Origin of the sequence: Elizabethkingia sp. YR214 (assembly GCF_003058195.1) — a bacterium.
In the GTDB taxonomy this organism is placed as follows: Bacteria; Bacteroidota; Bacteroidia; order Flavobacteriales; family Weeksellaceae; genus Elizabethkingia.
The window spans coordinates 1-25613 of the sequence record NZ_QBUH01000015.1 but is presented as its reverse complement, the minus strand read 5'-3'; the positions used below and the strand labels follow the sequence as shown (position 1 = coordinate 25613).

General features: G+C 35.1%; 25 protein-coding genes and 1 rRNA gene. 12 read left to right on the top strand and 14 right to left on the bottom strand.

Annotated elements, in window-relative coordinates:
- Positions 1–170: 170 nt before the first annotated feature.
- Positions 171–278 (top strand): 5S ribosomal RNA (rrf, locus tag C8J95_RS18405).
- A gap of 176 nt (positions 279–454) precedes the next feature.
- Here the strand turns inward: rrf and C8J95_RS18400 are convergent.
- Together C8J95_RS18400 and C8J95_RS18395 are read right to left on the bottom strand one after the other, a co-directional pair.
- Entirely contained in the window at positions 455–1096 is a 642-nt protein-coding gene (locus tag C8J95_RS18400) for a bifunctional 4-hydroxy-2-oxoglutarate aldolase/2-dehydro-3-deoxy-phosphogluconate aldolase (RefSeq protein WP_107810176.1), read from the bottom strand.
- A gap of 5 nt (positions 1097–1101) precedes the next feature.
- The gene (locus C8J95_RS18395; RefSeq protein ID WP_107810175.1) at positions 1102–2088 is read right to left on the bottom strand and encodes a sugar kinase; all 987 of its coding nucleotides are present in this window, start codon (positions 2086–2088) and stop codon (positions 1102–1104) included.
- Between the two features lie 148 nt (positions 2089–2236).
- Here C8J95_RS18395 and C8J95_RS18390 point away from each other — a divergent pair, with 148 nt between their 5' ends.
- From C8J95_RS18390 to uxaC, 3 genes are read left to right on the top strand one after another with little or no spacing between them, the layout of a single operon-like run.
- Positions 2237–3058, top strand: coding sequence for an SDR family oxidoreductase (locus C8J95_RS18390; RefSeq protein WP_107810174.1), 822 nt, complete (start codon positions 2237–2239; stop codon positions 3056–3058).
- 13 nt (positions 3059–3071) lie between these two features.
- Positions 3072–4232, top strand: a complete 1161-nt coding sequence (gene uxuA, locus C8J95_RS18385; RefSeq protein WP_107810178.1) for a mannonate dehydratase — start codon at positions 3072–3074, stop codon at positions 4230–4232.
- Position 4233: 1 nt separating this feature from the next.
- Positions 4234–5640, top strand: a complete 1407-nt coding sequence (gene uxaC / locus C8J95_RS18380; protein WP_107810173.1) for a glucuronate isomerase — start codon at positions 4234–4236, stop codon at positions 5638–5640.
- On the opposite strand, the gene C8J95_RS18375 is transcribed toward uxaC, so the two are convergent.
- On the bottom strand, positions 5630–6667 hold the full coding sequence (locus tag C8J95_RS18375) for a LacI family DNA-binding transcriptional regulator (protein WP_034868099.1): 1038 nt from the start codon (positions 6665–6667) through the stop codon (positions 5630–5632). The two genes, uxaC and C8J95_RS18375, sit on opposite strands and share 11 nt — an antisense overlap.
- Before the next feature lie 91 nt (positions 6668–6758).
- Here C8J95_RS18375 and C8J95_RS18370 point away from each other — a divergent pair, with 91 nt between their 5' ends.
- Entirely contained in the window at positions 6759–7814 is a 1056-nt protein-coding gene (locus tag C8J95_RS18370; RefSeq protein ID WP_107810172.1) for a carboxypeptidase-like regulatory domain-containing protein, read from the top strand.
- 57 nt (positions 7815–7871) lie between these two features.
- Here the strand turns inward: C8J95_RS18370 and C8J95_RS18365 are convergent, their stop codons facing one another.
- The 9 genes from C8J95_RS18365 to C8J95_RS18325 all read right to left on the bottom strand — a co-directional run bounded on the left by C8J95_RS18365 (position 7872) and on the right by C8J95_RS18325 (position 17103).
- On the bottom strand, positions 7872–8387 hold the full coding sequence (locus tag C8J95_RS18365) for a DUF4252 domain-containing protein (RefSeq protein ID WP_107810177.1): 516 nt from the start codon (positions 8385–8387) through the stop codon (positions 7872–7874).
- 4 nt (positions 8388–8391) lie between these two features.
- Positions 8392–8937, bottom strand: coding sequence for a DUF4252 domain-containing protein (locus C8J95_RS18360; RefSeq protein WP_107810171.1), 546 nt, complete (start codon positions 8935–8937; stop codon positions 8392–8394).
- A gap of 11 nt (positions 8938–8948) precedes the next feature.
- Positions 8949–9668 (bottom strand): hypothetical protein, encoded by a 720-nt coding sequence (locus C8J95_RS18355; protein ID WP_107810170.1) that lies wholly within the window; start codon positions 9666–9668, stop codon positions 8949–8951.
- Positions 9640–10149 (bottom strand): RNA polymerase sigma factor, encoded by a 510-nt coding sequence (locus C8J95_RS18350; RefSeq protein WP_107810169.1) that lies wholly within the window; start codon positions 10147–10149, stop codon positions 9640–9642. Before C8J95_RS18350 ends, C8J95_RS18355 begins: the two co-directional genes overlap by 29 nt.
- Positions 10150–10289: 140 nt before the next feature.
- Positions 10290–11453 (bottom strand): GlmU family protein, encoded by a 1164-nt coding sequence (locus C8J95_RS18345; RefSeq protein WP_107810168.1) that lies wholly within the window; start codon positions 11451–11453, stop codon positions 10290–10292.
- A gap of 54 nt (positions 11454–11507) precedes the next feature.
- Positions 11508–12812, bottom strand: a complete 1305-nt coding sequence (brnQ, locus tag C8J95_RS18340; protein WP_107810167.1) for a branched-chain amino acid transport system II carrier protein — start codon at positions 12810–12812, stop codon at positions 11508–11510.
- Positions 12813–12900: 88 nt separating this feature from the next.
- On the bottom strand, positions 12901–13155 hold the full coding sequence (locus tag C8J95_RS18335; protein ID WP_034868092.1) for a type B 50S ribosomal protein L31: 255 nt from the start codon (positions 13153–13155) through the stop codon (positions 12901–12903).
- A gap of 203 nt (positions 13156–13358) precedes the next feature.
- Positions 13359–14585 (bottom strand): hypothetical protein, encoded by a 1227-nt coding sequence (locus tag C8J95_RS18330; protein WP_255412888.1) that lies wholly within the window; start codon positions 14583–14585, stop codon positions 13359–13361.
- Positions 14566–17103: a DUF2339 domain-containing protein gene (locus C8J95_RS18325; protein ID WP_107810165.1), complete on the bottom strand. Its 2538-nt coding sequence runs from the start codon at positions 17101–17103 to the stop codon at positions 14566–14568. Before C8J95_RS18325 ends, C8J95_RS18330 begins: the two co-directional genes overlap by 20 nt.
- A gap of 380 nt (positions 17104–17483) precedes the next feature.
- Here C8J95_RS18325 and C8J95_RS18320 point away from each other — a divergent pair, with 380 nt between their 5' ends.
- The 5 genes from C8J95_RS18320 (at position 17484) to C8J95_RS18300 (ending at position 22037) form a co-directional block, all read left to right on the top strand.
- The gene (locus C8J95_RS18320; protein WP_107810164.1) at positions 17484–19028 is read left to right on the top strand and encodes a MazG nucleotide pyrophosphohydrolase domain-containing protein; all 1545 of its coding nucleotides are present in this window, start codon (positions 17484–17486) and stop codon (positions 19026–19028) included.
- Positions 19029–19817 carry an SDR family oxidoreductase gene (locus tag C8J95_RS18315; RefSeq protein ID WP_107810163.1) on the top strand — a complete coding sequence of 263 codons (789 nt, stop codon included), beginning with the start codon at positions 19029–19031 and terminating at the stop codon, positions 19815–19817.
- Positions 19818–19918: 101 nt separating this feature from the next.
- Entirely contained in the window at positions 19919–20734 is an 816-nt protein-coding gene (locus C8J95_RS18310; protein WP_107810162.1) for a hypothetical protein, read from the top strand.
- 38 nt (positions 20735–20772) lie between these two features.
- A complete protein-coding gene (gene trmB / locus C8J95_RS18305; protein WP_107810161.1) occupies positions 20773–21447 on the top strand; it encodes a tRNA (guanosine(46)-N7)-methyltransferase TrmB in 675 nt (224 codons plus the stop codon).
- A gap of 17 nt (positions 21448–21464) precedes the next feature.
- Complete coding sequence (locus tag C8J95_RS18300; protein ID WP_107810160.1) at positions 21465–22037, top strand: DUF6759 domain-containing protein; 573 nt, start codon at positions 21465–21467, stop codon at positions 22035–22037.
- Between the two features lie 42 nt (positions 22038–22079).
- Here C8J95_RS18300 and C8J95_RS18295 read toward each other — a convergent pair whose 3' ends face one another.
- The gene (locus tag C8J95_RS18295; protein ID WP_107810159.1) at positions 22080–23168 is read right to left on the bottom strand and encodes a DUF4407 domain-containing protein; all 1089 of its coding nucleotides are present in this window, start codon (positions 23166–23168) and stop codon (positions 22080–22082) included.
- A 326-nt stretch (positions 23169–23494) separates the two neighbouring features.
- Entirely contained in the window at positions 23495–24049 is a 555-nt protein-coding gene (ruvC, locus tag C8J95_RS18290; protein WP_059156668.1) for a crossover junction endodeoxyribonuclease RuvC, read from the bottom strand.
- Between the two features lie 122 nt (positions 24050–24171).
- Between ruvC and C8J95_RS18285 the strand changes: the two genes are divergently transcribed.
- Both C8J95_RS18285 and C8J95_RS18280 read left to right on the top strand, forming a co-directional pair.
- Complete coding sequence (locus tag C8J95_RS18285; RefSeq protein ID WP_107810158.1) at positions 24172–24351, top strand: hypothetical protein; 180 nt, start codon at positions 24172–24174, stop codon at positions 24349–24351.
- A gap of 96 nt (positions 24352–24447) precedes the next feature.
- The coding region (locus tag C8J95_RS18280) for a pitrilysin family protein (protein ID WP_146165485.1) at positions 24448–25613 on the top strand (1166 nt) is incomplete at its 3' end.

The window sequence follows — 25613 nt, the reverse complement described above, 5'->3', positions numbered from 1 at the left end:
AGCTAAAAGCAATAAGTAAGCTTTGCAAAAATACTTAAGGAGTGCGCTAAAGGTTATGCCTTTGTGATGTTGAAACTACCGAAAAAGAAGTTAGAGGATAGAGATTAGGAGTTAGAAATAACTAATGACTAAGGACTATCTGACTAAATTCTAAAATATATAACAAACTTTAGGGTGGTTATAGCGGTGGGGCTCACCTGTTCCCATTCCGAACACAGAAGTTAAGCCCACCAGCGCCGATGGTACTGCTAACGCGGGAGAGTAGGTCGCCGCCAGTTTTTATTTTTGAAAAGCCTTTGCATAGTAATGCAGAGGCTTTTTCATTTTTTATACTTAACACTTTTCACTGAACACATTACATTCTCTTCCACCTAGAAGATGATGATTAAGAAAAAGGAAAGGATAAGAATTATAATGGTTACATAAGTTATAAGGCAGACTTGAAGCTTACTTATTACTTTCTCACTTCTTCAATATAACTGAATACTTTCTTTAATTGATTGGTTACTTCTGCAGTGTCAAAATTTGCAGGGAATAAACTGGAACCAAGTCCAACGGAAGTAACTCCGGCTTCAAACCAGCTGTGTATATTTTCCTTATTTAGTTTTACTCCTCCGGTTGGCATGAATTTTAAGCCTGGAAATAGAGGCTTTATAGCCTTTAAAAACTTTGTTCCGAGTAAATCCCCCGGAAATAGTTTAATAAGCTTACAATTGGCCTTTTCTGCCTCATTGATTTCTGAAGGGGTCATACATCCCGGAATCCATAATTTATCATGTTGATTAGCTATTGGTGCAATGTCCGCATCAAAAACGGGGCTTACCAGAAAATCTGTATTAAGATTTAAAAATGTTTCAGCCTGTTCTTTGCTTTTAATTGTTCCAATACCCAATTTTAGATCAGGAAAGTACTGATCTTTATATTGCTGTAATATTTCGAAATTGGAGATTGCATTTGCACCTCTGTTTACAAATTCGAATACTCTTACTCCTCCGTCATATGAAGCTTTTAATGCCTTTTTACAAACTTCTGGATTGTCGTGATAAAAAACCGGAATTACCGGATGCTTTTCAATATAGTTGAGTGTCTTTTCCATTTTACTTATTTAGTATTACTAAAATCTCCTGTTACAAATAATTTGTTATAACCTTCCTGTACAGCATTGTCTATTGTACTCTGTAAATCGAGATCCTGATATAAAGAGGCTATTGCGCCAGCCATAAATGCATCTCCACTGCCAATACGGTCTATAATGTCATTGGTTTCATATATCGGGCTCATTACACTCTTATTTCTTGAATGCAGGGTTCCAAAGAGAAGGTTATGGTTTGAATTATCCATAAAGCGGAAGGTATTTGCCACAATTCTGGCATCTTTATATTCAGAAAATAGATCTATACTGTTCTTTTTAGCAAATTCGGAATATTCTTCAGGACTTGTATTTCTGTTCAGGTTACTATCTATAGAGGTTCCTAACATATTATGAGAGGCCCAGATATTCCCCATGATAATATGACAATATTTTACCAATTCGGGCATTATTTCCAGAGGACTTTTTCCGTATTGCCATAATTTATTCCTATAGTTTAAATCTACGGATATAGTAATCCCTTTTGAGTAAGCAATTTCCAATGCTTCCTTCATTACTTCTGCAAGCTCCTCGTTTAAAGCAGGAGTAATCGCTGTCCAATGAAACCAGCTACAGTCTTCAAAAATTTTATACCAGTCGATTTCACCTGTTTTTATCTCACTGAACGAAGAATACCTACGATCATATATAACTTCGCCTTTACTTAGTCCATTTGCTGAAAGCAATATATAAGAGCCAATCCTGTCACCTCTGTACAAAAAACTGTCAGTTTCAACGTTATTGTTTTTTAATATTTTCAGAAATTCCCTGGTAATTTGATTGTCGGGTGCTGCCGAAATATAAGAAACCGGAAGTTCGGTCTGTCCCAACTTTACAGCAACATTGGCTTCAGATCCGCCAGGAAAAGCCATAACCTTATTAGATTCATTAAAGAATGAATCTTCTGCAGGTTGATATCGTACTAATGCTTCTCCGAAGCAGATAATTTTTCCTTTCATATTTTACTATCACTAAGTTAACTTAATTTAATATATTGAATATTTAAAGATTATTAATTTATACGAAAACGTTTTAGTAGATTTTAATGATTATTTAATACTGTGATGTTAAATCTTGTTAATTTGGCTTCAGATTCAAAAACGAAATATGAGCATTTTAGAAAAGTTTTCACTTAAAGGAAAAGTAATTGTCGTAACAGGAGCAACAGGTATCCTGGGACAATCATTTGTTAAAGCCTTGGGTGAAGCAAATGCTAAAGTTGCAATATTAGGACGGAGTGAAGAACGAGGAAGGGAAAGAGTACAAGAAGTAATTAATGCAGGCGGTGAGGCTAAATTTTTTCAGACGGATGTACTAAATGAAGAACAGTTAATAGAAACTAATAACATCATCATAAATGGATGGGGGAAGATAGATGGTTTGGTCAACGCTGCCGGTGGTAATATTCCGGGAGCGACCATTCCCCCAAATGAAGATTTGTTTGATGCGAAAATTAGCGATACAATTAAAGCGATTGAACTCAACTTATATGGTAGCATTATTCCGACCTTCATTTTCGGGAAAGAAATTGCTAAAAATGGGAAAGGTTCTATTGTGAATATTTCTTCGCTGGCCGCAAGCAGACCTCTGACACGGGTATTAGGCTATACGATTGCTAAACATGGTATAGAAGGCCTTACTAAATGGATGGCAACAGAGCTCCCTCTAAGATACGGAGATAGTGTAAGATGTAATGCTATTGCACCCGGCGTATTTTTAACAGAACAAAACCGTACATTACTTACAAATAGTGATGGGACTTATACAGAAAGAGCTCAGAAATTTATTAACGGAACACCCTATTCAAGATTAGGAAATCCTGATGAACTGGCAGGCACATTAGTCTATTTACTAAGTGATGCATCTCAGTTTGTAAATGGAGAGACCATTTTTGTAGACGGAGGTTTCAATTCGTGGTGTGGGGTTTAATGCCAGGGGTAGTATGAAAAAATTAGAACAGACATGGCGTTGGTACGGACCAGAAGATCCGGTAAGCTTACAAGACATAAAACAGGCAGGAGCAACAGGAATTGTAACGGCACTACATTATATTCCTCATGGAGAAATTTGGCCGTCGGATGAAATTGCTAAAAGAAAGGGAATTATTGAAGAGGCAGGATTCAGATGGTCAGTAGTTGAAAGTGTACCAGTGCATGAGGCTATCAAAACAAGATCTGAAGATGCAGCGCATTATATTGAAAACTATAGACAGACCTTAAAAAATCTGGCAGAAAACGGAATAAAAACTGTTTGTTACAATTTTATGCCGGTATTAGACTGGACACGTACTCAGCTGGATTTAGAGTTAAAAGACGGATCAAAAGCTTTGTATTTTAACTGGATAGATTTAGCCGTTTTTGATCTGTTTATGCTGAAACGTAAAAATGCAGAAGCTGATTATACAGATTCTGTAAGAAAAGAAGCAAAAGAACGCTTTGAGAATTATACTAAAGGGCAATTGAATCAGTTGCAAACTAATATTCTGATGGGAATTCCCGGAGAAAAGAATATTGAAATTGAGGAACTGAACAAGAGTATTGAGCTTTACAGTACAATTGGGGCTGAAGGGTTAAGACAAAATTTACTTTACTTTCTTCAATCAATTGCTGACATATGCGAGGAATATGGAATTTCGATGACTATTCATCCGGATGATCCGCCATATCCTATTTTGGGGCTTCCTCGCATAGCCGGTAATTTAGAAGACTTTAAATATATCATCAGGGGAGTCGATAAAAAGTTTAACGGAATTTGTTTTTGTACAGGTTCTTTAGGAGCCGGAAAAGCAGAACAGCTTTCACAAATGTTCAGTGAACTAAAAGACAGAGTGTTTTTTATACACCTTAGAAATGTGCAGAAGGATGCACACGGAAATTTTTATGAAGCGAATCATTTAGATGGTGATGTAAACATGTATGAAGTAATGAAGGTTATTGCAGAAGAAAATCAAAAAAGAGAAACTGCAATTCCTTTCAGACCAGATCATGGACATCAGATGCTGGATGATTTACAAAAAACAACTAACCCCGGATACTCTGCGATTGGCAGATTAAGAGGATTAGCAGAGTTGAGAGGACTAGAATTAGGAATATTAGGTAAATAGTATGTCGTATTTTTTAAATGATAATTTTCTGTTACAATCAGATATTGCAGTAGTAATATATAATGATTATGCAAAGGATTTACCGATTATAGACTATCATAATCATTTGTCACCGCAACAGATTGCAGAGAATAAGAACTTTGAAAATATTACAAAAGTATGGCTGAAAGGAGACCATTATAAATGGCGTGCTATGAGAGCCTATGGTATAAACGAAGATTTTATCACCGGTAATGCTTCCGATGAAGATAAATTTCGCAAATGGGCCGAAGTAGTACCTAATACGTTGCGTAATCCGTTGTTTCACTGGACGCATATGGAACTTAAAAATCCGTTTGGTGTAAACGAATATCTGAATGCCGATTCGGCTGGCAGAATATATAAAGAGACAACCGAAAAATTGCAACAGGAAAACTTCAGACCACAAAGTCTGTTGAATAATTATAATATTGAAATGTTGGGTACAACAGATGATCCGACAGATGATCTTAGTTTTCATCAGAGTATCCGACAACAAAATAAAGAAATAGACATAAAGCCTAGTTTCCGCCCGGATAAAATTTTTGCCATAAGCAAAGGTGATAGTTTCCGGGATTATGTAAGGAAGCTTTCAGAAGTGAGTAAAGTAGAGATTTCAGATTTAGATACTCTTTTGGAAGCTTTGCAGAGACGGGTGAATTTCTTCGATGAAATGGGATGTGTAGCATCAGACCATGGTCTGTTGCATATTCCACAGCCGGGAAAACATAGTTTAAAAGAAATTAATCATGTCTTTTTTACTGTTTTACTGGGAGATGATGAAGAGGCAAAGGACGTAGAAGAAGGCTATACTCATTATATTTTGACTGAGCTATGCAAAATGTATCATGAAAAAGGATGGGCACAGCAATTTCATTTAGGAGCATTAAGAAATAACAATACCATAAAGTTAAAAGAAATAGGGACAGATACAGGTTATGACTCTATTGGGGATTACCCACAAGCACAAGCATTATCCGCATTTTTAAACAATTTAGAGAATCAACAAAAACTAACCAAGACCATATTATATAATCTCAATCCGGCGGATAATGCGGTGTTTGGGTCCATGACAGGTAACTTTCAGGGAGAAGGTATAAAAGGAAAAATACAGTTTGGGTCTGCATGGTGGTTTCTGGATCAGCTGGACGGAATGGAACAGCAAATTAATACACTTTCCAATCTGGGGCTAATCAGTACATTTATTGGAATGCTTACAGACTCCAGAAGTTTTCTTTCCTTCCCGAGACATGAATATTTCAGAAGGTTGCTATGTAATCTTTTTGCAGAAGATATTAGAAAAGGTTTATTGCCAAATGATCTGAAATGGGTCGGAAGTATAATTAGTGATATATGCTATCACAATGCTAAATCTTATTTTAAGAATTAAAATTTTCCGGAAAATAACCACATGATTTTCTAATGACTAACTGGGTTTCCAGTTCAATAGTTTTGTAATCCTTAGTTGGTTTATTCAGTAATTCTATCATTTTCTCGGTTGCAATCTTACCAATCTCATATGCTGGCTGTACGATTGTAGACAAAGGAGGGTTTAGTGAGAACGCAAAAGTTGTATTTGCAAAACCTAAAACAGCTATATCTTTTGGAACTTTAATACCTGCTTCCATAAAAATTCCGAGACTTCTGGTAGAAATAGTTTCGGAGCCACAAATAACCGCATCCGGAGGGTTTTCAGATTTTAGTTTTTCAGAGATAAACTCTTTAATCTTCTCATCGTGCTGGTTGATGTTTTTCAGATCCACAAACAATACATTTTCCTCTAGATATGGAATGTTATATTGTTTTAGAGCATTTTTATAGCCCTCTAAGCGCAAATCACTGACACCTAATTTATCCGCAAGTATAATCAGAATATTTTTTTTCCCGATTCGCAAAAGATGCTGTGTTGCCTTAAAACTTCCACCAACGTTGTTAGCACCCACCTTATGTGTATTCAGTGAGCTTTGTATTCTGTCGAAAAGAACAATTGGATAGTTAGGCTGAAGCTTCTTTAAGAGATCAAAATTAGATGTTTCCGTCAGTGGAGACATCAGAATACCATCTACTCCTTTGTTAATGAGAGATTCTATACATTGTCTTTCTGTAGCTTCATCATGATGACTCTGCATGATAAGGGTATCGAAACCTTTATCCATAAAATTACTTTGTATCCCGTCCAGAACCTGAGATATAAATGTATTGGATATATCACAAACAATAACTCCTATGGTATTCGTTTTACCAAATTTTAGGTTTTTTGCAAGCCTGTTTGGGTGATAATTGTGCTTTTCAGCGTATTCAATTATTTTTTTCTTGGTAGCCGCACTAATCTCATAACTATCAGACAGAGCTTTAGACACTGTAGATACAGAGACACTCAACGCTTTGGCGATATCACGAATAGTTACTTTAGACATTGTTATAATAAGTCTTCTAATTTACAAAATTATATCAGCAATAAAGAAGGCTAAAAAAAATTACTATATTTATACCTAATATTTTAGGGGTATGAAAATAAAAATCAGCTTTATTCTATTTCTGTTTTTGTCGGTTTTGTGTTTTTCACAAGTTATAAAAGGAAGTGTTGTCACCAAGGAAGAGCAGCCTTTGTCTAATGTGAAAATATATATTGATGGCAGCCAGGTTTCTTCGGTAACGGATACCAGGGGAATATTTTATATTAGTGTTCCAAATATAAAACAAGGAAATATTGTTTTTCAGAAAGAAGGCTATCAGGATTTTGTTTATTCTTTACAGCAGGCTATGAATAAAACTCTTAAAGTTGTATTGGAAAAAGAACGACTTATAGAAGAGGTAAAGTTAATTGGGTATTCAAGTAAAGATTATGAAAAATATATCAGTACTTTTTTAGATAATTTTTTGGGAATAAGCAGAGAAGGCGTAAGTATTGAGAACCCGAAAGAAGTGAAATTTGCATATGATAAAACTGAGCGAATTCTGAGGGCACAGGCCAAGAAACCTTTAATAATTGTAAATAGAAAATTAGGTTATACAATAGAATACAAGCTCATGTCTTTCTATGTTGATTATAGAAATAGTATCTCCCAATATACAGGAACATCATTTTATAAACCAGTAAAAGCATCTGAATCTAAAAACAGAATTTATACGATGAACAGGCTGAATGCCTATTATGGTAGTGTGCAGCATTTTTTTAAATCAGTGTTTAATAACAGAGTTAATAAAGAAGGATTTATTCTGGATCGGGTTAAGCATATGGAAGGTCAAAAAGCTCTCGCTTTGGTAGAAAAAGATCTTCAGGCATCTGCGTACAGAAGTGAAGCAGATGGGAAAGTGTACTTTGAATTTCCTGATATACTAATGGTGAGTTATAAGAAATATCTTTTCGATATTTCTAAACGGGAGGTTGTAAGAACAGACTCTTATAGTACGATAAACTCTTATATTGAAACGCGTGGTATCCGTTATCATATAACATCCGATGGTAATTACTCAGATCCGGATCAGATGTTATTTCAGAAATCCTGGGCTATGGATAAAGTGGCAAAAATGCTTCCGCTGGACTACGAGCCTGAAAAATAAAAAGGCCCTTGTTATACAACAAGAGCCCTAATTTAGAGATATGAAAATATAATGTTTTTAATTTATTGATTTGCTTTTACTGGCCATATTGACAATATTAGAAATATCTTCAGGAGTAAAATTACCTCTTACATCTACAAAAACTTTTTCTCCGTTTTTATCCCCATCCACTGCAATTAGTAATTTGTTAATCTGATCGCCATTGGTAATGGCTCGGATATTTACTTTTTGTCCTTCTGAATTCAGAGTCATCCACTCTTCGTATTTATTTTCTGTAAAGAAACGGTTAAGTTTTTCCTGATAGTTCGCATTTGGAGCGATAACAGTCATAACACGGACTTTCTTTACCTTCTTGATCAATGCAATTACTTCTTCACTTTCTCCGTCTTCACGAAGTGCCTTTTTTATAAAGGGTTTGACCAAAAACATTGGTGGATTAACAGCCGTGACCTGTGCTCCTTTTCCCAGACTTTCACGATCCAGAAACTCCATATTCGGGTTGGAGGAAACAATACACGATTGTAAAAAAGCAAGCAGAATGAATAAAGCGAATATTTTGGAAAAAGCTTTCATTATATTATTTTTTACCTTTATTACCCTTTGGCCCTTTATCACCATTTTCGTCACTGTTGACCAGCTTAGAAATATCGTCTACATTTACTTTACCGTCCAGAAGAAGGAAAAGATTCTCATCGTCTCCGGTGATGCTCAGCAATAAGTCTTTTACCACACTAGTTGTTGTGTCTTGGGTTAAGAATTTAATTTTCTTTCCGTCACTGTTTACAGTCATTAGCTCCTCATATTTCAGGTTTTTAATAGAAGAGTTAATTTCATCTCTTATTTTCGACATATTGACAGTAGGAGCAATACTATCTTTTTTATTCTTTTCAAAGATTAGAATTTTAATAGAATTTACATCCTTTATCAACGGTCTGATCTGGTCTATGCCTGCATCCTGAATATCCAGTTTGTTAAGCAGGTTAAACATGGGCTTTGCTATTTTAATAGAGGTCACTCCTTTGGTGTCCTGATATTGATCGAAAAGTTTTTCGAGCTTGCTGATCTGGGCATTTACACCAATGCCGGCAGCAATTATAAATAATGTTAGAAATATTTTTTTCATGATGGTTTGATTTAAAAATTAACAGAAAGATGTTTTATGAGTCCAACTTTTTCAATTCCCTTATCCAGATTGCTGGCCAGAAGATTAAGCGATTTCTTTGTGAGATCTGCAGCTTCTTCTTCATCGTATACGGGCTTTCCGTTGATAAGGACATAGTTAGGATTATAGCCAGCTTCTGTACCGGTTTCCGGAACACTTTTAACAGGAGTAGGTTCAATAATCTCTTTCTCTGTTTTTGCTAAAGGTTTTTTCTGAGCCAAAACCTTAATATTTTCTTTTTCTGTTATTTGTTTTTTTTCAGTCTCAGGAGTGATAACTGAGGGCTGAATATTTGTTTCAGGCGATGTTATTTGTTTTTCCTGAGTAGCTAATGTATTATTTTTTACAGGTTCAGTTCTAGCAATAGAAGTTGTTGTAACAGCTGTTATTGGTTTCTGATTAAAAAACAGATAACCACCAAAACTTAGGAGAATAATGAAACCTGCTGCCATCCAGTACCATTTACTAAGTCCTTGTTTTGTTGTTAGCTGAATTTTCTTTGCAGGTATCGGCTGCTTTTCAACTTTTTCCATAAAGTCTTCAAAGCTCCAATCCATTGTCACCTCTTTTTCTTCCCGAAGTGTTTTAAAGAAAACATCATCCGAAAAATCTTTCAGCCATTTTTCTTCAGCCTCGGAAGAATTTCCTGCGAAGTACTGGTCTTTATATTGTTTGGATCTGTCGGTTTTCATATTCGAAAATTTTTTCGAGTTGTGTTTTTATTTTTTGTCGGGCCCTCATCAGGTTTATTCTTACTGCATTTGATTCCATTTCCAGGGCTTCACATATTTCGGCAATGCTGTATTCTTCAATATCTTTCAGATGCATCACCATTTTCTGTTTCTCGGGAAGCTGGTTAATCATATTAACGATAATTTCCCGTGTATTGTCACTATGGTTAACTGAATAATCCTGCCTCACACTCTTAAGTTGGTAGTCTTCTACTACCTTTGCGTGTTTCAGTCTGTTCAGACATTCATTGCGCAGGCATCGTAAAGCAAAAGCTTCAATATTCTCATAACGATGCAGATCGTCTTTCATTTGCCAAAGCTTTATCATAATCTCCTGTACAACATCGTAGGCTTCATCTGCGCTGACCAGAAAACTTTTAGCAAAACGGTATAGTCTATCCTTGTGGATAAAAACCGTTGTTTTAAAAGTTTGTTGGTCCATAGTATTGCTTTTATAAGTAAGACAATCGGAAGGAGTAATCTGTTACATCTAAAATTAAAAAATATTATGATAATATTTAAATATTTGATTTTCAGATAAAAAAAGAATCATCAGTAATGATGATTCTAATATTTTATAGTTTAAAATTCATGATATACATGTTTCAGTATGGCTTTGTCTTCTTCAGTCAATTCTATTTTTCTTCTGGCCATCATAATTTCTGCAGTCTCATAGGCTTTATCCAAGCGGAATTTCGGGTCATCATTTGCTCCTCCCCAAGTAAATGAATGTACAAGATTCGGCGGAAATCCGGTTTTAAAGATGTTGGCAGCCACACCGACTACAGTTCCGGTATTTAGCTGTGTATTTATTGCTGTTTTAGAATGGTCTCCCATAACTGTTCCACAGAACTGTAAGCCTGTTTCCACAAACCTTTTCTCACGGTAAGACCACATTTTTACAGCAGAATAATTATTTTTCAGGTTTGAAGTATTGGTATCAGCACCAAGATTACACCATTCACCAAGTACAGAATTTCCTAAATAGCCATCGTGCCCTTTGCTAGTAAAGCCAAAGATTACAACATTACTTACTTCTCCGCATATTTTGGAATATGGGCCAAATGTTGTTGCTCCGAAAACCTTTGCACCCATTTTCATGACAGCATGATCACAAATTGCAATTGGACCTCTTAGCATAACGCCTTCCATAACTTCAGCCTCTTTACCAATATAAATGGGACCGCCATTTGTGTTTAGATAAGCAAACTCAACATCTGCACCTTCTTCTATAAAGATATCTTCAACTTTTCCACGGATATTATTGGTTTCGGAAACTTTCTGAGAAGTCCGGCCTTTAGTTACCAGATTAAAATCGAATCTGATGGCTTTGTCGTTGTATGTAAAAAGATCCCATGGCTTTTTGAAGACAATCAGCTCTTCTGTAATATCTATACATTTTTCAATCTGACCAATATTAAAATTTTCCAGATTGATATATGAAGCGATTAGTTCATTCTCATATACCAAAGCTTCTCCTTTTTGTAAATCCTTTATTTGCTGTAGTACGCTTTCTGTTGGAAGAAAATTCGGGACGATCAATAAAGATTCCTTTTTTTCAGGCTCAGGATATTTTGCCTGAAGATACTTTTCGGTGACAAAAAAACTTTTATCAAAACCCAAAAGTTTTTCCCATCGTTCCTTAAATGTTAATATACCTACACGCATATCCGCAATGGGGCGGGTGAAGGTCAGAGGTAAAAACTCTTCCCAATATTGGGCATCAGAGAAAACAAGTTGTTTCATTTTTTAGTGAGGATATTAATATTACAAATTTAAGTAAAACAAAAATTTCCAAAATTACTCTTGGGTTGCAAAAGTATTATTTTTAGAAAAAAGAGCAGTAATAATAAATGCTAAAAAAGAGGGTAATACCCATTCCATGTTGTGTTGTACGAGTGGAAGACTGTCTTTTAAAGATGTTATAAAATTTTCTGCAATACCATAATACTGGAATACAGTAAGAGAGGATACCAATGTGCTTATAATAACAGCAGCTACATAAGGGGCTTTGGACTTAACAATTTTTCCGAAGAAGACTAAGTACATGACCAAAGCAAAAACAACTGGGTATACAAAGCCTAATAATATTCCAGCATAGTTAATTATTTCATCTACTCCTTTTACCGAAAGTATAGCAGCAAGTACACAACAGAAAATAACATTGACTTTATAGCCGGATTTTCCGTTTGTAATCTTTTCCATAAAGCTTGCAAAAGCTGAAGTCAGTGCAATTGCGGTTGTTAAACATGCAAGCGCTATGGCTACAGAAATGATATAAGTTCCGTATTGTCCTAATACAGAATTAGAGATATGTAAAAGCAATTTGGTTCGGGATAAATCATCGGTCACAGGATAATCGGAAGTAGCTCCAAGATATACAAGTCCTCCATAGATCACCAATAGGCAAAAGGCAGCTATAAGACCGGCCATAATAGTCATCTTGACTCTCTGACTAACCTGTGTAAATCCTTTTTCGGTAATAGTGGTAATAATAATGCCGGCAAAAATAACAGCAGATAGAACATCCATCGTTTGGTAACCTTCATGAAAGCCTAATGCAAAGCTTTCTCCGTGACTAAGAGTAGATGTTGCAGGAGCTCCTGGTGAATAAACAATACCAACAGCTATAAGGATCAACAATAAGAGAATAAGCACCGGTGTAAGATATTTCCCGATAATATCGACAATTTTACTTGGAGAGATTGCAAGGAAACCTGTTACAGCAAAAAATATTACAGCACTAATAATAGGTGAAAGTCTTGGAAATACAGGTTGTAGTCCTATTTCGAAAGTTGTAGCTCCGGTACGAGGAATCCCGATTAAGGGACCGATTAGCCAGATGATGATAAATGCAAGTATGGTTATCATTTTCTTATTAACCCGCTTCCCGATATCTGTAAAGTTATGCCCGATTTGCACTACGGCGATCAGACTGATCAGTGGGGCAATAATTCCTGTGGTGATAAATCCTAGGATGGTGTAAAACCATTCTGTTCCGGACTTTAATCCGATAAAGGGAGGTAAAATAAGATTTCCTGCGCCAAAAAACATGGCAAAAAGAGCAAATCCAAGAGTGATAATAGCGCCGTTGTTGTTTCTCACGTTGTAATATTTTCCGGTGTGCAATTAAATAAAAAACACCAAAGAATCCAATTCTTCGGTGTTTTTATTCAGTATAAAACTGTATATCTTAGTTCTTAGCGAATTTCTTGTATTTATTCATGAACTTATCAACTCTACCAGCAGTGTCAACTAATTTAACTTTACCTGTGTAGAATGGGTGAGAAGTACTAGAGATTTCCATTTTTACCAATGGATACTCTACACCATCAACTACCAAAGAATCTTTGGTTTCAGCAGTAGATCTTGTAATGAAAACTTCATCGTTGCTCATGTCTTTAAAAGCAACTAATCTGTAATTGGATGGATGGATATCTTTTTTCATTGTCTTAATAATTAGACCGCAAAATTATAAATATTTTTTTAAATGGCAAAATATTTTTATTAATTAAAAAAATGATTTAGACGGTTTTAACTTTCCCGAAGCATAATCTTAAAAATTAATATACCATAAAATGAATGTCTATGCTAGTTTACTGTTGTTTAGTTGTTTATCTGGAAGGGTAAAAAATATTTTAAAAAGAGCAATTATTCTGCTTTTTTGTTCATGTCTTTAATTAGTCCCAATGCGAAAAATCCGATAATTATAATGGCAATAATTATACAGCCCCATACAAAGAAGGATGTCTGCCAAAATGCTTTTCCTGATTCTGGATGCACGGAATGATCAGTGTTTTTCAGATCTGTAATCGTTGCATCAGGATAATTTTGACTAAGATTAATTCCGGAGTTTACTAAATCATATTGTGGAGCAGATAATTCGGGATTAATATCCAGTGTATAAGTTTCTCCTACTTTCAGATCTGCCAAGATTTTCTTTTGAGACTGGAAGAGGTTTATTTTCTTTATATCTAATGGAGAATTATCCTGGTTGTCTATTTCTATGATCAGTTCTTTTGTAAATAAATCCGGAAACCCAAACTGGTTATTATTTTTAGATCTGATTTGAAAAGCAATAAACTCTTCTCTGTAATTTTCGGTTTCTCTTTTGTAAACTCTGGACTTATTAATTAGTATCCGGGCATCGCGCTGATAAAAAGAAGGTGAAAGAATGTCAAAGCTAATACCATTAATTACCTGTTCAGTGGGGAAAGTAATTGTGATAATGCTCTGTTTACTATTCTTGTCCGTGGTTATTTTCTGCTCAAAGTTTTGAAGTATGGTTTTAGCATCAGATACAATATTATCATATTCTAATCCGGCTTCTAGTACATTAATGGGTAAAGAATTTTTGTCGAGAAAATCGAATTTTAAAAATTTATAATTGTTTAAAGGGAACGATAAATTTTTTTCGACTGACGTCTTTCCGGATTCGTTAAGATCAGATATAACCTGATTGCCAACAAGACCAAACCATTCCTTTTGGTCGTTGCTTCCACTGATACTGTATTTCTTATCTATTTCCGTATTGGCTATCTTCAGGGTAAGATTATCCAGATTAACTTTATTTTCATTAGAGATAATAACAGAAGTTACAACATTGGGAATTGTATTTCTGGAGCTTATCGGAAATTGTCTGAAAGCAGACTTTTTGAAATTTCCGCTTGCCACGATATAGGGAGCCTCATTGTGCTTGGAATCGAAAATCCTTATGAAATCAGTATTATTACGGGTTGCAGCAATAACATCCGGAGAAAGCACGATCTGATGAAGTCCGTTTTCCTTTATATCACTGATTTTGCCCTGATAGTTTTGTGCAAGAAGGACAGACGAACCAATTAGTATTGGCAGCAGCTTAATTATTTTCTGTATCATTTGGTTTGCTGGATTCATCAATAACTAGTTTTTTAATTTTTTGGTAAACAAATGATATTATAAGGATAAGAACGCCTAGTAAAATAAAGGCTATAATCTTTCCTGTCTCTGATACATTTTTGATGTCGTATAAGAACAGCTTAATAATAGTAATCCCTAGTAAAGCAAGTGCAATAATACGCAGTTGCTTGTTTTGTTTCTTTATTCCGATAATCAGGAAGACGAATGATAGTACACCCCAAAGGATAGGATATCCTATTTTGATGATCTGAAGTTTTACAAATCTTAGTTTATCGTCAATAAAAACCATTCTCTCATATTTATATAAGTGTTCCTTTGTAACAGGGTATGTTTTTGCAAGTTCTGCCTGAGAGATAATATCTCCGGAAAAAATTAATCCATGAACCATTATCTCATTACTCATAATGAAAACAATACAGAAAGCAAAAATCCATAAAGCAAATTTATGATTGAGAAGCATGGAAAAACTATTGTCGTTTCTCAACTTTATAATGGTATACCCAAAATATACCAGACATGCTAATAGTATATAGTGAATGAAAAAGGCAGACTTGTCCGCTAATCCGGCATTATAATTTTCCACTATTTCATCTGTTACCAGCTGATGGAAAACTACAATGTACAAGAGGATGTTGATGCAGGATAAAATAATTGCAAGGTTATTTACGGCTATGTTTTTGCGCTTTAATGTAAAGTATATAACTCCGGTACTAAATAAGAAATGATATAAAACAGAGTAAGATTGGGCAGAATAATAATTGGCAATGCCCGTATTTGCCTGATAAGAAATTTCGAATAGGCCTATGAAATACCCTACAATAACGGTGGAAATACTTATTCCGGATCTGTATAATGAAGGGTTGAATTTAATTGTAAAAATATCAACAGGTTCATTTTCCTTTCTCAACAAAAGATAAGTAAGTATAAGAGATACCAGAGAAACGAAGCCGGTTATGAATATAGGGTTGAAAACAAGTTTCAATGCCTCATTGCTTCTTGTATAATAGAATTCCCAGTCCATAAAAAGACTGAAAAGCATTAGAATCTGAACAACTATAGCTCCCAATTTGAAAGCTGCAATTCTTGATTTTTGGAATAACCAGAATAAAAGTACAGCCTCGGCAGACCAGAATAATGTGATATAATTGCCATTAAACTGGATTGGAATAGCAAGAGTTACAAAAGTAAGCGTTAGGCCAAGTAAAAGATATATTGCATTCTTATCCAGTCCGAATTTCCTGTATAATAATATAGCATAAGCAAGATTGTATAATGCCAATGCAATCGTAAACAGACCTTTGAAGTCCACTCCCCATTTGTCAATAATACTAATCCCTATTCCGAAATAGAAGAACGTATTTGCAACGATGATGAAATATTCCAGTTTGGAGAATGTTCCTTTATTCCGCAGATTATTAACAACAGTAGCAATACTGAAGATAAGATAGAAAATAGTTGCATAAAATAAAGCTCCACGATAAGGAAGTTCTCCATCGATTACCTTTTCGCCAAACCAGAATGAGAAAAGAACACAAGAGAAAATGAATGCCAGTAAGGTGACCAGGCTCCATTTTTTGAAATAGGCAATAATCAGCATTCCAATATTAAGAATGGCAATGTAAGTAAAGAGTACTTTATAGCTCCCTTCTCCGGTACTGACCATAAATGGTACTGCAAAACCTCCAATAAGTGATAAAACAGCTAATTCCTTACGGTCATAAGACACAGAAACAAATGCACTAAATATGGTGATAATTACCATGATGATAAATGCTGTTGCCTGATTAAATAAATGATAATCGTGAAATGCAATACCAATGGTAAAGTAGAAGATACTAATGGCTCCGGCAACAAAGACAGAACTAAATGCTTTGTAGTTTTTCTTTAACCGGTGTGCGACTCCCATAATGAGAGCTCCACACAAAATACCAATACCAACACGCGCAGGTTCATTAATCCAGTTTTTGTCAATAGCATACTTTACAAAGAAGCTAATTCCAAGTACCAGAATAAGAATACCTATTTTATTAATAAGATTCTCTCCGATGAATTTTTCAATATCCGGATTTTTTTCTTTGAATGTTTGCAACCAACTCTTTTTAGGTGGTAAAACAACTTTTTCTGTTGCCGGAATCCCTACATTTTCTGGTAATGGTATTGCCTCGGGCTGAAGTTCTTGGGATACTGAAGCGTCCATCGCTACCTGTACAGGAGGTTCTTCTACAACAGGGATTTTCTCAACAATTTGCTTTTCTTCTTCAGCTTTTATTTCTTCCTTTATAGCAGGTTGAGGTTCTTCTGTACCAACAGGTATGATTTTAGGTTGAGGTTCTTCAGCTTTTAAAGATTGTGTGTTTGTGTTAATTTTAAGGTTTAATGAATTAATTTCATCTTTAAGCTTGCCAATTGCCTCCTGAGTTGCCTTGGAGTTAGCAGCTGATTTGTTAAGTGAAATAATTACAAAAACAAGAATTATTAACAATAAAAATATTTCCATGTGGTGCTTTAATGTTAACAAATATAAAATAAATATAACTAGTGGTGATATATTTACACGCTACACAAGGGTTTTAGAAAGATTAACGTTCTGCATGATCTGATTATAAGCTTTTTGTGTGAAAACTTTAATGCATAAAAATTTTGTAAGCCTCTTTATATTACATTATTCCTGATCTGTTATGATCAAAAAAAACAATTGAACATTTAGCTGAATAGGACGAGTATATAGAGCATAAATATATATAAGTTCTGTCAGATTAAGTCTTTTAATTGCTGATGAAGTTATTCTTCTATCGTATATTTGTTAAAAAATAATAACCACGAGCTATAGAACCATAATTCCGGGTTCTATATAATAGCATTATTGTAATTAAAATTATGGAAGAAATTAAAAGCCTTCAGTATCAGGTTGATGAATGGATCAGAACAGTAGGAGTACGTTACTTCAATGAGCTGACTAATATGGCAATGCTGACAGAAGAAGTGGGGGAAGTTGCCAGAATTATAGCCAGAAGATACGGTGAACAATCTGAAAAAGAGTCAGACAAGAGTAAAGACCTCGGAGAGGAACTTGCAGATGTTCTTTTTGTTACGTTGTGTCTGGCGAATCAGACGGGAACAGACCTACAGGAAGCTTTTAATAAAAAAATGAAATCTAATATGGAGAGAGATAAAGAAAGACACCAGAATAACCTGAAACTACAATCAACTGTTCCGTTTTGTGAAATGCTGGACGGAGAAACAGTGAAAATCGGAGGATCAAAAAGTATAACGAATAGATTATTGATTTTAGAGAAGATATTTGGAAATATAACCTTAGAAAATGTTTCAGATTCTCAGGATTCTTCACTTCTGATAAAAGCGCTGAATGATGAAAGCGATATAGTAGATATTCATCATGCAGGGACATCTATGCGTTTCCTTACTTCTTACTTTGCAACAAAGGCAGGTAAAGAAGTTATATTAACAGGATCCGAAAGAATGAAACAACGTCCTATAAAGCCATTGGTAGAAGCACTGAAGCAACTGGATGCAGAGATCGAATACCTTGGAGAGGACGGTTATCCGCCATTGAAAATTAAAGGGAAAAAGATTGAGAAAAATCAGGTAAGTATTCCGGCAAACATCAGCAGCCAGTTTATAACATCTCTTTTATTGGTAGGAGCCAGCCTGGAGAACGGATTGAATGTAAGCCTTGAATGTAAGATTACATCACTGCCTTATTTGTTAATGACAATTGAAATCCTGAAGAAAGCCGGAATTAATGCGTCTATTGAAGAGAACATTATCAGGATAAAGCCTCTATCCGGAGCATTGGAGCCAATTCGTTATGTTGTAGAAAGCGATTGGTCTTCTGCATCTTATTTCTATTCTTTGGCCGCAATAGGTAGAAAAAAGATTAATTTGAAGAGCCTAAATATAAAATCTTTGCAGGCGGATTCCCGTTCAGCCGAAATTTACAAGAACTTTTTCGGAATACAGACTGTTGAGGTTTCAGAAAACGAATTGTCTCTTCGGCCTATAGAAGGCTTTCAGTTTCCGAAAGAAATGCAGCTGGATATGAATAATTGCCCGGATATTGCCCAGACAGTTTGCGTAACAGCGGCAGCACTAGATGTACCTTTTTATATTACAGGATTGGAAACGCTAAAGGTTAAAGAAACAGACAGGCTTACTGCTATGCAGAATGAGCTGAAAAAGATAGGTCTTAACACCGCGATTACAAACGAGACTATAAAATCTCTGGAGAATATTACTCCGGCAGAGACCATTACTATTTCCACTTATAATGACCACAGAATGGCAATGGCCTTTGCTCCATATGCTTTATGTCGTACGCTGGAAATCGAAGATCCAAATGTAGTAGAAAAGTCCTACCCGGAGTTTTGGAAGGATTTTTATAAAGTGGTAAAAAGAAAATAAATGGTTATTATTATTACCGGAGCCTCTAAAGGAATAGGCTTTACGCTGGCAGAAACACTGGCAAAAAAAGGGCATGTTGTTTATGGGTTTAGCAGACAAATTGCAGATAGTGCCCATTTTAAAGGGCTTTCTGTTGATGTTACAGATAAAGAGCAAATTAATCAGGCCGTTTCTTCTGTTATTGAGAAAGAAGGAAGAGTTGATGTACTGATTAATAATGCAGGAATGGGTATGGTAGGTTCGGTTGAAGATACTACCAAAGAAGATATTCATAAGCTGTTCGATCTTAATCTGGTAGGACCAATACAAATGATTTCTGCTGTGATGCCCTATATGCGGGAAAAACGTTTTGGAAAAATAATTAATGTTTCCAGTATTGGTAGTGAAATGGGATTACCCTTCAGAGGATTCTATTCAGCTTCCAAATCTGCTCTGGACAAAGCTACAGAGGCATTACGTTACGAAATTAAAAACTGGAACGTTCAGGCTACTTCACTGCATTTAGGGGATATAAAAACCAATATTGCTGAAAGCCGTATTAAAACAAAGGTATCAGAAGCTTATACAACGGTATTCAAAAAGATCTATACATTAATGAATGCTCATGTAGATCACGGAACAGAACCTTCGGAAGTAGCAGATTATGTAGTAGATTTATTAGACAAGAAAAATTGGAAAGCACATTACTATTTTGGAAAGTTCGGTCAGAAGATAGGAGTTCCATTAAAATGGATACTGCCACAGAATTTTTATGAAAATCTGATGCGCAAATATTCCAAAATGGATTAAGATAATTTTATATTCTTCACTACTTTTAACAGAAGGCATATAAAGTTTAATAAAACTTTAACCCCGTTTGAAAATCTAAAAAAAGCAAACTCGCTTTTTTTATGTTTAATTTTGCGACCTATATGAAGAAATATTTTACTGGTTTATTGTTCTTATTTATTCTCATTTTTCAGGGGCAGACTTTTAATGGGACTATATACTTAAGAGACAATTCTGCATTGTACCTTAATCAGATCTATGTGACGAACCTTAATACACAGAAAACAGTTCTGGCGGATTATCAGGGTGAATTTGATATTCCTGCAAAGGCAGGAGATGTTATAAGGTTTACATCTATTGTTACGGAGAGAAAAGATATAACGCTTACGCCGCAATACTTTCAAAATAAGAGAATGCTGGTAGAGCTTTCTATAGCTTATCACGAGATTAAAGAAGTTGTATTAAAACGTTTTAAGCCTACAGGGAACTTCAAGGTAGATGTTCTTTCTACCCGTGAGGATAAAAGGCTTGCTTTGGCAAACAAAATTGGGCTGCCTTCACCAAAAGGAGACGGAAATTCTCCACGTTCACCAATTGCATCCTTCAATAATGGTGGACTAGGATTTAATGTCCAAAGTGTATTCGATATACTAACGGGTGAACGCAAAAAGCAGGAACGTCTTTATGCTTATGAGGCTATGCAGAAAAATGTAACCAATCTTCATAATTATTATGGTGACGAGTATTTCATTAAACTGAAAATCCCTAAGAACCTTATAGATAATTTCCTACAGTTTGTCTATACATCCGATGATCTGGGGTCTCTTGTAAAGAGAGGGGAATATGCTATGATAGAGATGTCTATTGAGAAATACCTCCCTGTTTACCTTAAAAGACTACGTAATTCTAACTTACAGGCCGTAGTTGGAGATAAATAACTGTAAATTTGTTATTTTTGCACCCTAAATTTTGAATTTTGGGTAAAAATAAGATCAGACGTTTCGAAGAAAATAAAACTCTTGTAAATGTTTTCCAACCTACACGTGAAGAAGCTCTTTCAGGCTATGAAATGAAAGGTAAATGGAGAACTGATTTCTTCAAAAATGATAATCCGATTGTTTTAGAATTGGGTTGTGGAAAAGGAGAATATAGTGTAGGAATGGCAAAAGCTTTTCCGGATAAAAACTTTATAGGAGTAGATATCAAAGGTGCACGCTTTTGGTTTGGCGCTAAAGAAGCAGTAGAGAAAAATCTGTCTAATGTAGCTTTTCTCCGTACGCAGATAGAATTAATTGATCTGTTTTTTGAAAAAGATGAGGTTGATGAAATCTGGATTACTTTCCCCGATCCTCAGATTAAATTCAAGCGGGCTAAACACAGAATGACGCATCCTGAATTTTTGGATCGTTATAAAAAGATTGTGAAAAAGGACGGATATATACACCTGAAAACAGATTCTGAATTTTTACATGGTTATACTCTGGGAATACTTCATGCGCTAGGTTATGATGTAGAAGTTTCACATCATGATATTTACGGAGCTCCTGAATTTGAAACAGATGCCGTACATCTTCGTGAAATTAAAACCTATTATGAGGGCTTGTTTTCTGCAAAAGGGAAAACAATTACGTATTTAAGATTTAAAATTTAATTACATTTGCCCCCGATATGAAGAAGATTTTATTTGTAATTCTTGGTTCGGTTTTGTTGTGGAGTTGTGCGTCTAATAATTTGACACTTGCGCATATCATGGAAACCAAGGATATTAATGAGCTTTCGGCTTACATTAAGAAATATCCTAAACATAAGGATATTGCCTTCTTGAAGCAGAAATTATTGTCTTTACAAATCGCAGCTAATCCTAAAAAAGCAGCAGATATTCCTAAGCCTATTATTAAAACTCTTGAAGAGCAAGAGGCGGAAGAATTTACAAAACTTATGGCTCAGGATAAATCTGGTCATAATGCTAAAACGGTGAACGTACTCAATCAGATGTTTAACAATGATATCAGTGACACCAATGCAATTTTGCTTGTGGCGAATAATTCGGATTGTAATATGATCTTAAGAATTCAGGGTGATAAGTATTATAATATGGCAATCCCTGCAAAGGGGCAAAATACTCTGGTATTACCACAGGGAACTTATAAACTTAACGGTTCATTGTGTGGAGCAACCTATACCTCCACCAAGACTATTCAAAAGAATCTTTCGCTGGCTTTAGGCACAGCCAGAAAGTAACTAATATAAAACCGGACATTCAGCTGAATGTCCGGTTGTTTTTTATAAAGTAGATGTGTTCTTGGGATAGAGGCTTTCTTTCAGTTCGTTAACTCTGTATTCAGTTGAGATATTTGCTTTTTCTATTTTTTCTTTAGCATAGACTTTTACATCATTTTCATTTTTATCCAGCAACCAGTCATAAGGGCCTACTGAGGAAATAAGTTTAATCAGTACAGGAGATATTTCCAGGCATATAAATAGTCCCATAATAAAGGTTGATGCTAATGCTATAATTGCACTTGCTTTGCCAAGCTCGTCCAGAGCTTGAAGTCTTGCGGCAAAACCATTAAAACGGTTTTCGGCACCTTCAGAATTTTTTAGCTCCTGCTCCAGATTCGTGTATACTTTGGATGTTTCTTTGTCCAAATATTCCAAACGAGGAGCTACCTGTTTCTGATAATTTTGTAAATCTGCAAGCCTGTTTTTTTTCAGTTCTTCTTTACGCTTGGCATTAGTACCGTAACCTACCTTCCCGGAAGTAAGGCCGGATTGTTTTCCCAGAATTTCTTTTTCCAACTCCACAGAAGCGGAATCATATGATTTTTGATAAGCAGCAAGTTTTGAATTAATTTCGGCCTTTTCCTTATCATAAGGGCCACTTTGCTGCATAATCCGGTTATTGATTTTTGCCTGCAGCTCCGCCTTATTTCTCTGGATAATAGTATTAAGCTGTTTATTAATCTCTTTCTCAAAAATTTTTAGTTCCAGAGGTTTGGCAATAATAATTCCTAAAAAGGCTGCAAGAATAAGGCGCGGTATAGTCATTAGTATCTGATTCCACCATGTTCCCGTCTTTTTAATAGAAGAAACAATATATCTGTCCAGATTAAAGATCATTAGGCCCCAGAGTAATCCAAATCCTATGGCTGCCCAGATATCATCAAAAATAGTATACATGGCATAACCGGAAGATAACGTTGCAAATACGGCAGTAAATAATACTACACCACCAATTCCGGAGTATTTATTCCACTCGGATGGTGTTTTTCTCAAAACATGAATGTTTGCCCCGGAGCAAAGCATCATAAAGTGCTGAAACCAATTCATTTTGGTTTCAGCGGGTGCAATATTGGGTTGTAATGTTTTCATAAAATTTTACTCTTGAATTTAATAGGTACGAAAAACCATACCAATGTTACAAATAGTAGTATGTTTTACCTAGTAAAATAATTGTGCAATACTTGTAAAGCAGTTTTACAATTGATATATACTGAAAATCAGTGCTTTATCGTTATTTTGTTAGTCGGGTTTTATGCGTGGAAAAATAGAATAAAGAATTATCTCCATCAGATAAAGTGGATAATATCTCTGTGATTGCGAATTATATATTTAAGGATAATAAGCATTCTAATTTTACCAATTTTATACAATAAGGATTGATTAAGAAAATGCTAAGCTAGCGCAAAATTGATAATTTATTTAATCCTGCCAGGATTCTGCTTAATAAAGCTGTCCCATCCCGAATAAGATTTTTCAGAAATATCTTTGCCCATATTAAAATGATGGCACACTGCAACAGCAAGCCCATCCGAGGCATCCAGATATTTGGTAGGGAATTCTTTTAGCTGTAACAGATTTTTCAGCATTCCGGCAACCTGCTCTTTACTAGCATTACCATTCCCAGTAATAGCCATCTTTATTTTTTTAGGAGAATATTCAGTTATAGGAATGTCTCTTGCAAGGCTGGCTGCCATAGCTACGCCCTGAGCACGGCCTAATTTCAGCATCGATTGTACATTCTTTCCGAAGAAAGGAGCCTCCAATGCAACTTCATCAGGATGGTATTCATCAATTAATGCTAAGGTACGGTCAAATATCTTCTTTAGTTTTATTTCATGAGTTTCCAGTTTTTTCAGAATTAATTCATGTATAGAAATTAATTCCATCTTTTGTCCCTTTACCGAAATAATACCAAATCCCATAACAGCTGTTCCGGGGTCAATACCTAATATGATTTTTTCGTGTTGCATTCTTATGCAAAGATACAGGGAATTATTGAGGTATATAATTGTTTAAATTTTTTTTAAAAACGCGTAAATATGTTGTAATATTTTATATATTAGACAGTTACTAATTATTTAAAATATCAAATATGAAAAAGTTAGAAAAAAAACAATTAAAAAAAATTAATGGAGGAACTACCTATCATTGTCTTCAAGCAGGGTGCCCAACAATGACAATTGTTGCTCCTGATGCAGGAACAGCAACAGTATTGTCTGAAATATCTTGTCCACAAGGACATGGAGAAGTAAAATGTGTAACTGGAAATTAAAAAACTGAATACTACTAATAAAAGCCTCAAAAGTAATGCATTTATTAGATAATAATTGAAATTTCTCACACATTGAGTTAAACATAGAATAAATATATGAATAGAATTATACTTAAGACAGTGCTATTGTCAACAACAATTTCCGGAGCAGTTGTCACTTATGCACAGGCACAGCAAATACCAAAATTTGCCACAAATATTGAAGGAGTGAAACAATACACCATGAATAATGGTATGAAAGTTCTTTTAATTCCTGATGCTTCACAGAGTAATGTTATTGTTAATATAGTATACAATGTAGGGTCTAAGAATGAAGGTTATGGCGAAAAAGGAATGGCCCACCTTCTGGAGCATATGCTTTTTAAAAGCACCAAAAAATTAGGAGATATCAAGAAAATGCTTTCTGACAAAGGAGGTGATGCTAATGGAACTACCTGGTATGATAGGACTAATTATTATGAAGTATTTCCTTCTAATGAAGAAAATTTACGATGGGCATTAGAGATGGAAGCAGATAGGATGATTAATGCTACAATTTTGCAATCTGATCTGGATAAAGAGTTCTCTGTAGTAAGAAATGAATTTGAAATTGGTGAAAATAGCCCGGAAGGCGTTTTGCAGGAGAGAATTCTTTCGACCGCATATCTGTGGCATAACTATGGGAACAGTACTATTGGAAGTAAAGAAGATATTGAAAGAGTAAAAGCAGACAGGCTTCGTAAGTTTTATGAAAAATATTATCAGCCGGATAATGCCACATTAGTAGTTGCAGGAAAATTTGATGAGCCTAAACTTTTGCAATATATAGGACAATACTTCGGATCTATACCAAAACCCGCAAGAGTTTTGGATAAAACCTATACATTAGAACCAGCACAGGATGGGGAAAGATTTGTCGAGCTAAAAAGAGCAGGTGATAGTAAGGTCTTTGGGGCAGTTTATCATACGGTTCCATATGCTGATAAAGACTATGCTGCACTAGATGCATTGTCCGAGATATTGACTTCAGATCCGTCAGGATATCTTTATAAATCTTTGGTTGATACTCATAAGATTGCTTCCATTTATTCATATCAGCAAACATTGCGAGATGCCAGTTTTATGTATTTCGGAGTCAATATTCCAAATGATAATGATATTAAGACAACGGAAAATGTGGTACGTACAGAACTAGATAAGATACCAACAATTAAATATACAGATCAGGATGTTCAACGAGCTAAAACAGCTTTATTAAAACAATATGATAATATTAAAAATAA

Bases quoted from the DNA above. Each gene is read 5' to 3' on its own strand.
- C8J95_RS18320 (WP_107810164.1), top strand. From the start codon at position 17,484: ATGGAAGAAATTAAAAGCCTTCAGTATCAGGTTGATGAATGGATCAGA.
- C8J95_RS18390 (WP_107810174.1), top strand. From the start codon at position 2,237: ATGAGCATTTTAGAAAAGTTTTCACTTAAAGGAAAAGTAATTGTCGTA.
- C8J95_RS18355 (WP_107810170.1), bottom strand. From the start codon at position 9,668: ATGAAAACCGACAGATCCAAACAATATAAAGACCAGTACTTCGCAGGA.
- C8J95_RS18300 (WP_107810160.1), top strand. From the start codon at position 21,465: ATGAAGAAGATTTTATTTGTAATTCTTGGTTCGGTTTTGTTGTGGAGT.
- C8J95_RS18375 (WP_034868099.1), bottom strand. From the start codon at position 6,667: ATGTCTAAAGTAACTATTCGTGATATCGCCAAAGCGTTGAGTGTCTCT.
- C8J95_RS18350 (WP_107810169.1), bottom strand. From the start codon at position 10,149: ATGGACCAACAAACTTTTAAAACAACGGTTTTTATCCACAAGGATAGA.
- uxaC (WP_107810173.1), top strand. From the start codon at position 4,234: ATGTCGTATTTTTTAAATGATAATTTTCTGTTACAATCAGATATTGCA.
- C8J95_RS18395 (WP_107810175.1), bottom strand. From the start codon at position 2,088: ATGAAAGGAAAAATTATCTGCTTCGGAGAAGCATTAGTACGATATCAA.
- C8J95_RS18400 (WP_107810176.1), bottom strand. From the start codon at position 1,096: ATGGAAAAGACACTCAACTATATTGAAAAGCATCCGGTAATTCCGGTT.
- C8J95_RS18365 (WP_107810177.1), bottom strand. From the start codon at position 8,387: ATGAAAGCTTTTTCCAAAATATTCGCTTTATTCATTCTGCTTGCTTTT.
- C8J95_RS18315 (WP_107810163.1), top strand. From the start codon at position 19,029: ATGGTTATTATTATTACCGGAGCCTCTAAAGGAATAGGCTTTACGCTG.
- C8J95_RS18310 (WP_107810162.1), top strand. From the start codon at position 19,919: ATGTTTAATTTTGCGACCTATATGAAGAAATATTTTACTGGTTTATTG.
- uxuA (WP_107810178.1), top strand. From the start codon at position 3,072: ATGAAAAAATTAGAACAGACATGGCGTTGGTACGGACCAGAAGATCCG.
- C8J95_RS18335 (WP_034868092.1), bottom strand. From the start codon at position 13,155: ATGAAAAAAGATATCCATCCATCCAATTACAGATTAGTTGCTTTTAAA.
- C8J95_RS18285 (WP_107810158.1), top strand. From the start codon at position 24,172: ATGAAAAAGTTAGAAAAAAAACAATTAAAAAAAATTAATGGAGGAACT.
- C8J95_RS18325 (WP_107810165.1), bottom strand. From the start codon at position 17,103: ATGGAAATATTTTTATTGTTAATAATTCTTGTTTTTGTAATTATTTCA.
- C8J95_RS18330 (WP_255412888.1), bottom strand. From the start codon at position 14,585: ATGATACAGAAAATAATTAAGCTGCTGCCAATACTAATTGGTTCGTCT.
- ruvC (WP_059156668.1), bottom strand. From the start codon at position 24,049: ATGCAACACGAAAAAATCATATTAGGTATTGACCCCGGAACAGCTGTT.
- C8J95_RS18345 (WP_107810168.1), bottom strand. From the start codon at position 11,453: ATGAAACAACTTGTTTTCTCTGATGCCCAATATTGGGAAGAGTTTTTA.
- C8J95_RS18370 (WP_107810172.1), top strand. From the start codon at position 6,759: ATGAAAATAAAAATCAGCTTTATTCTATTTCTGTTTTTGTCGGTTTTG.
- C8J95_RS18295 (WP_107810159.1), bottom strand. From the start codon at position 23,168: ATGAAAACATTACAACCCAATATTGCACCCGCTGAAACCAAAATGAAT.
- C8J95_RS18360 (WP_107810171.1), bottom strand. From the start codon at position 8,937: ATGAAAAAAATATTTCTAACATTATTTATAATTGCTGCCGGCATTGGT.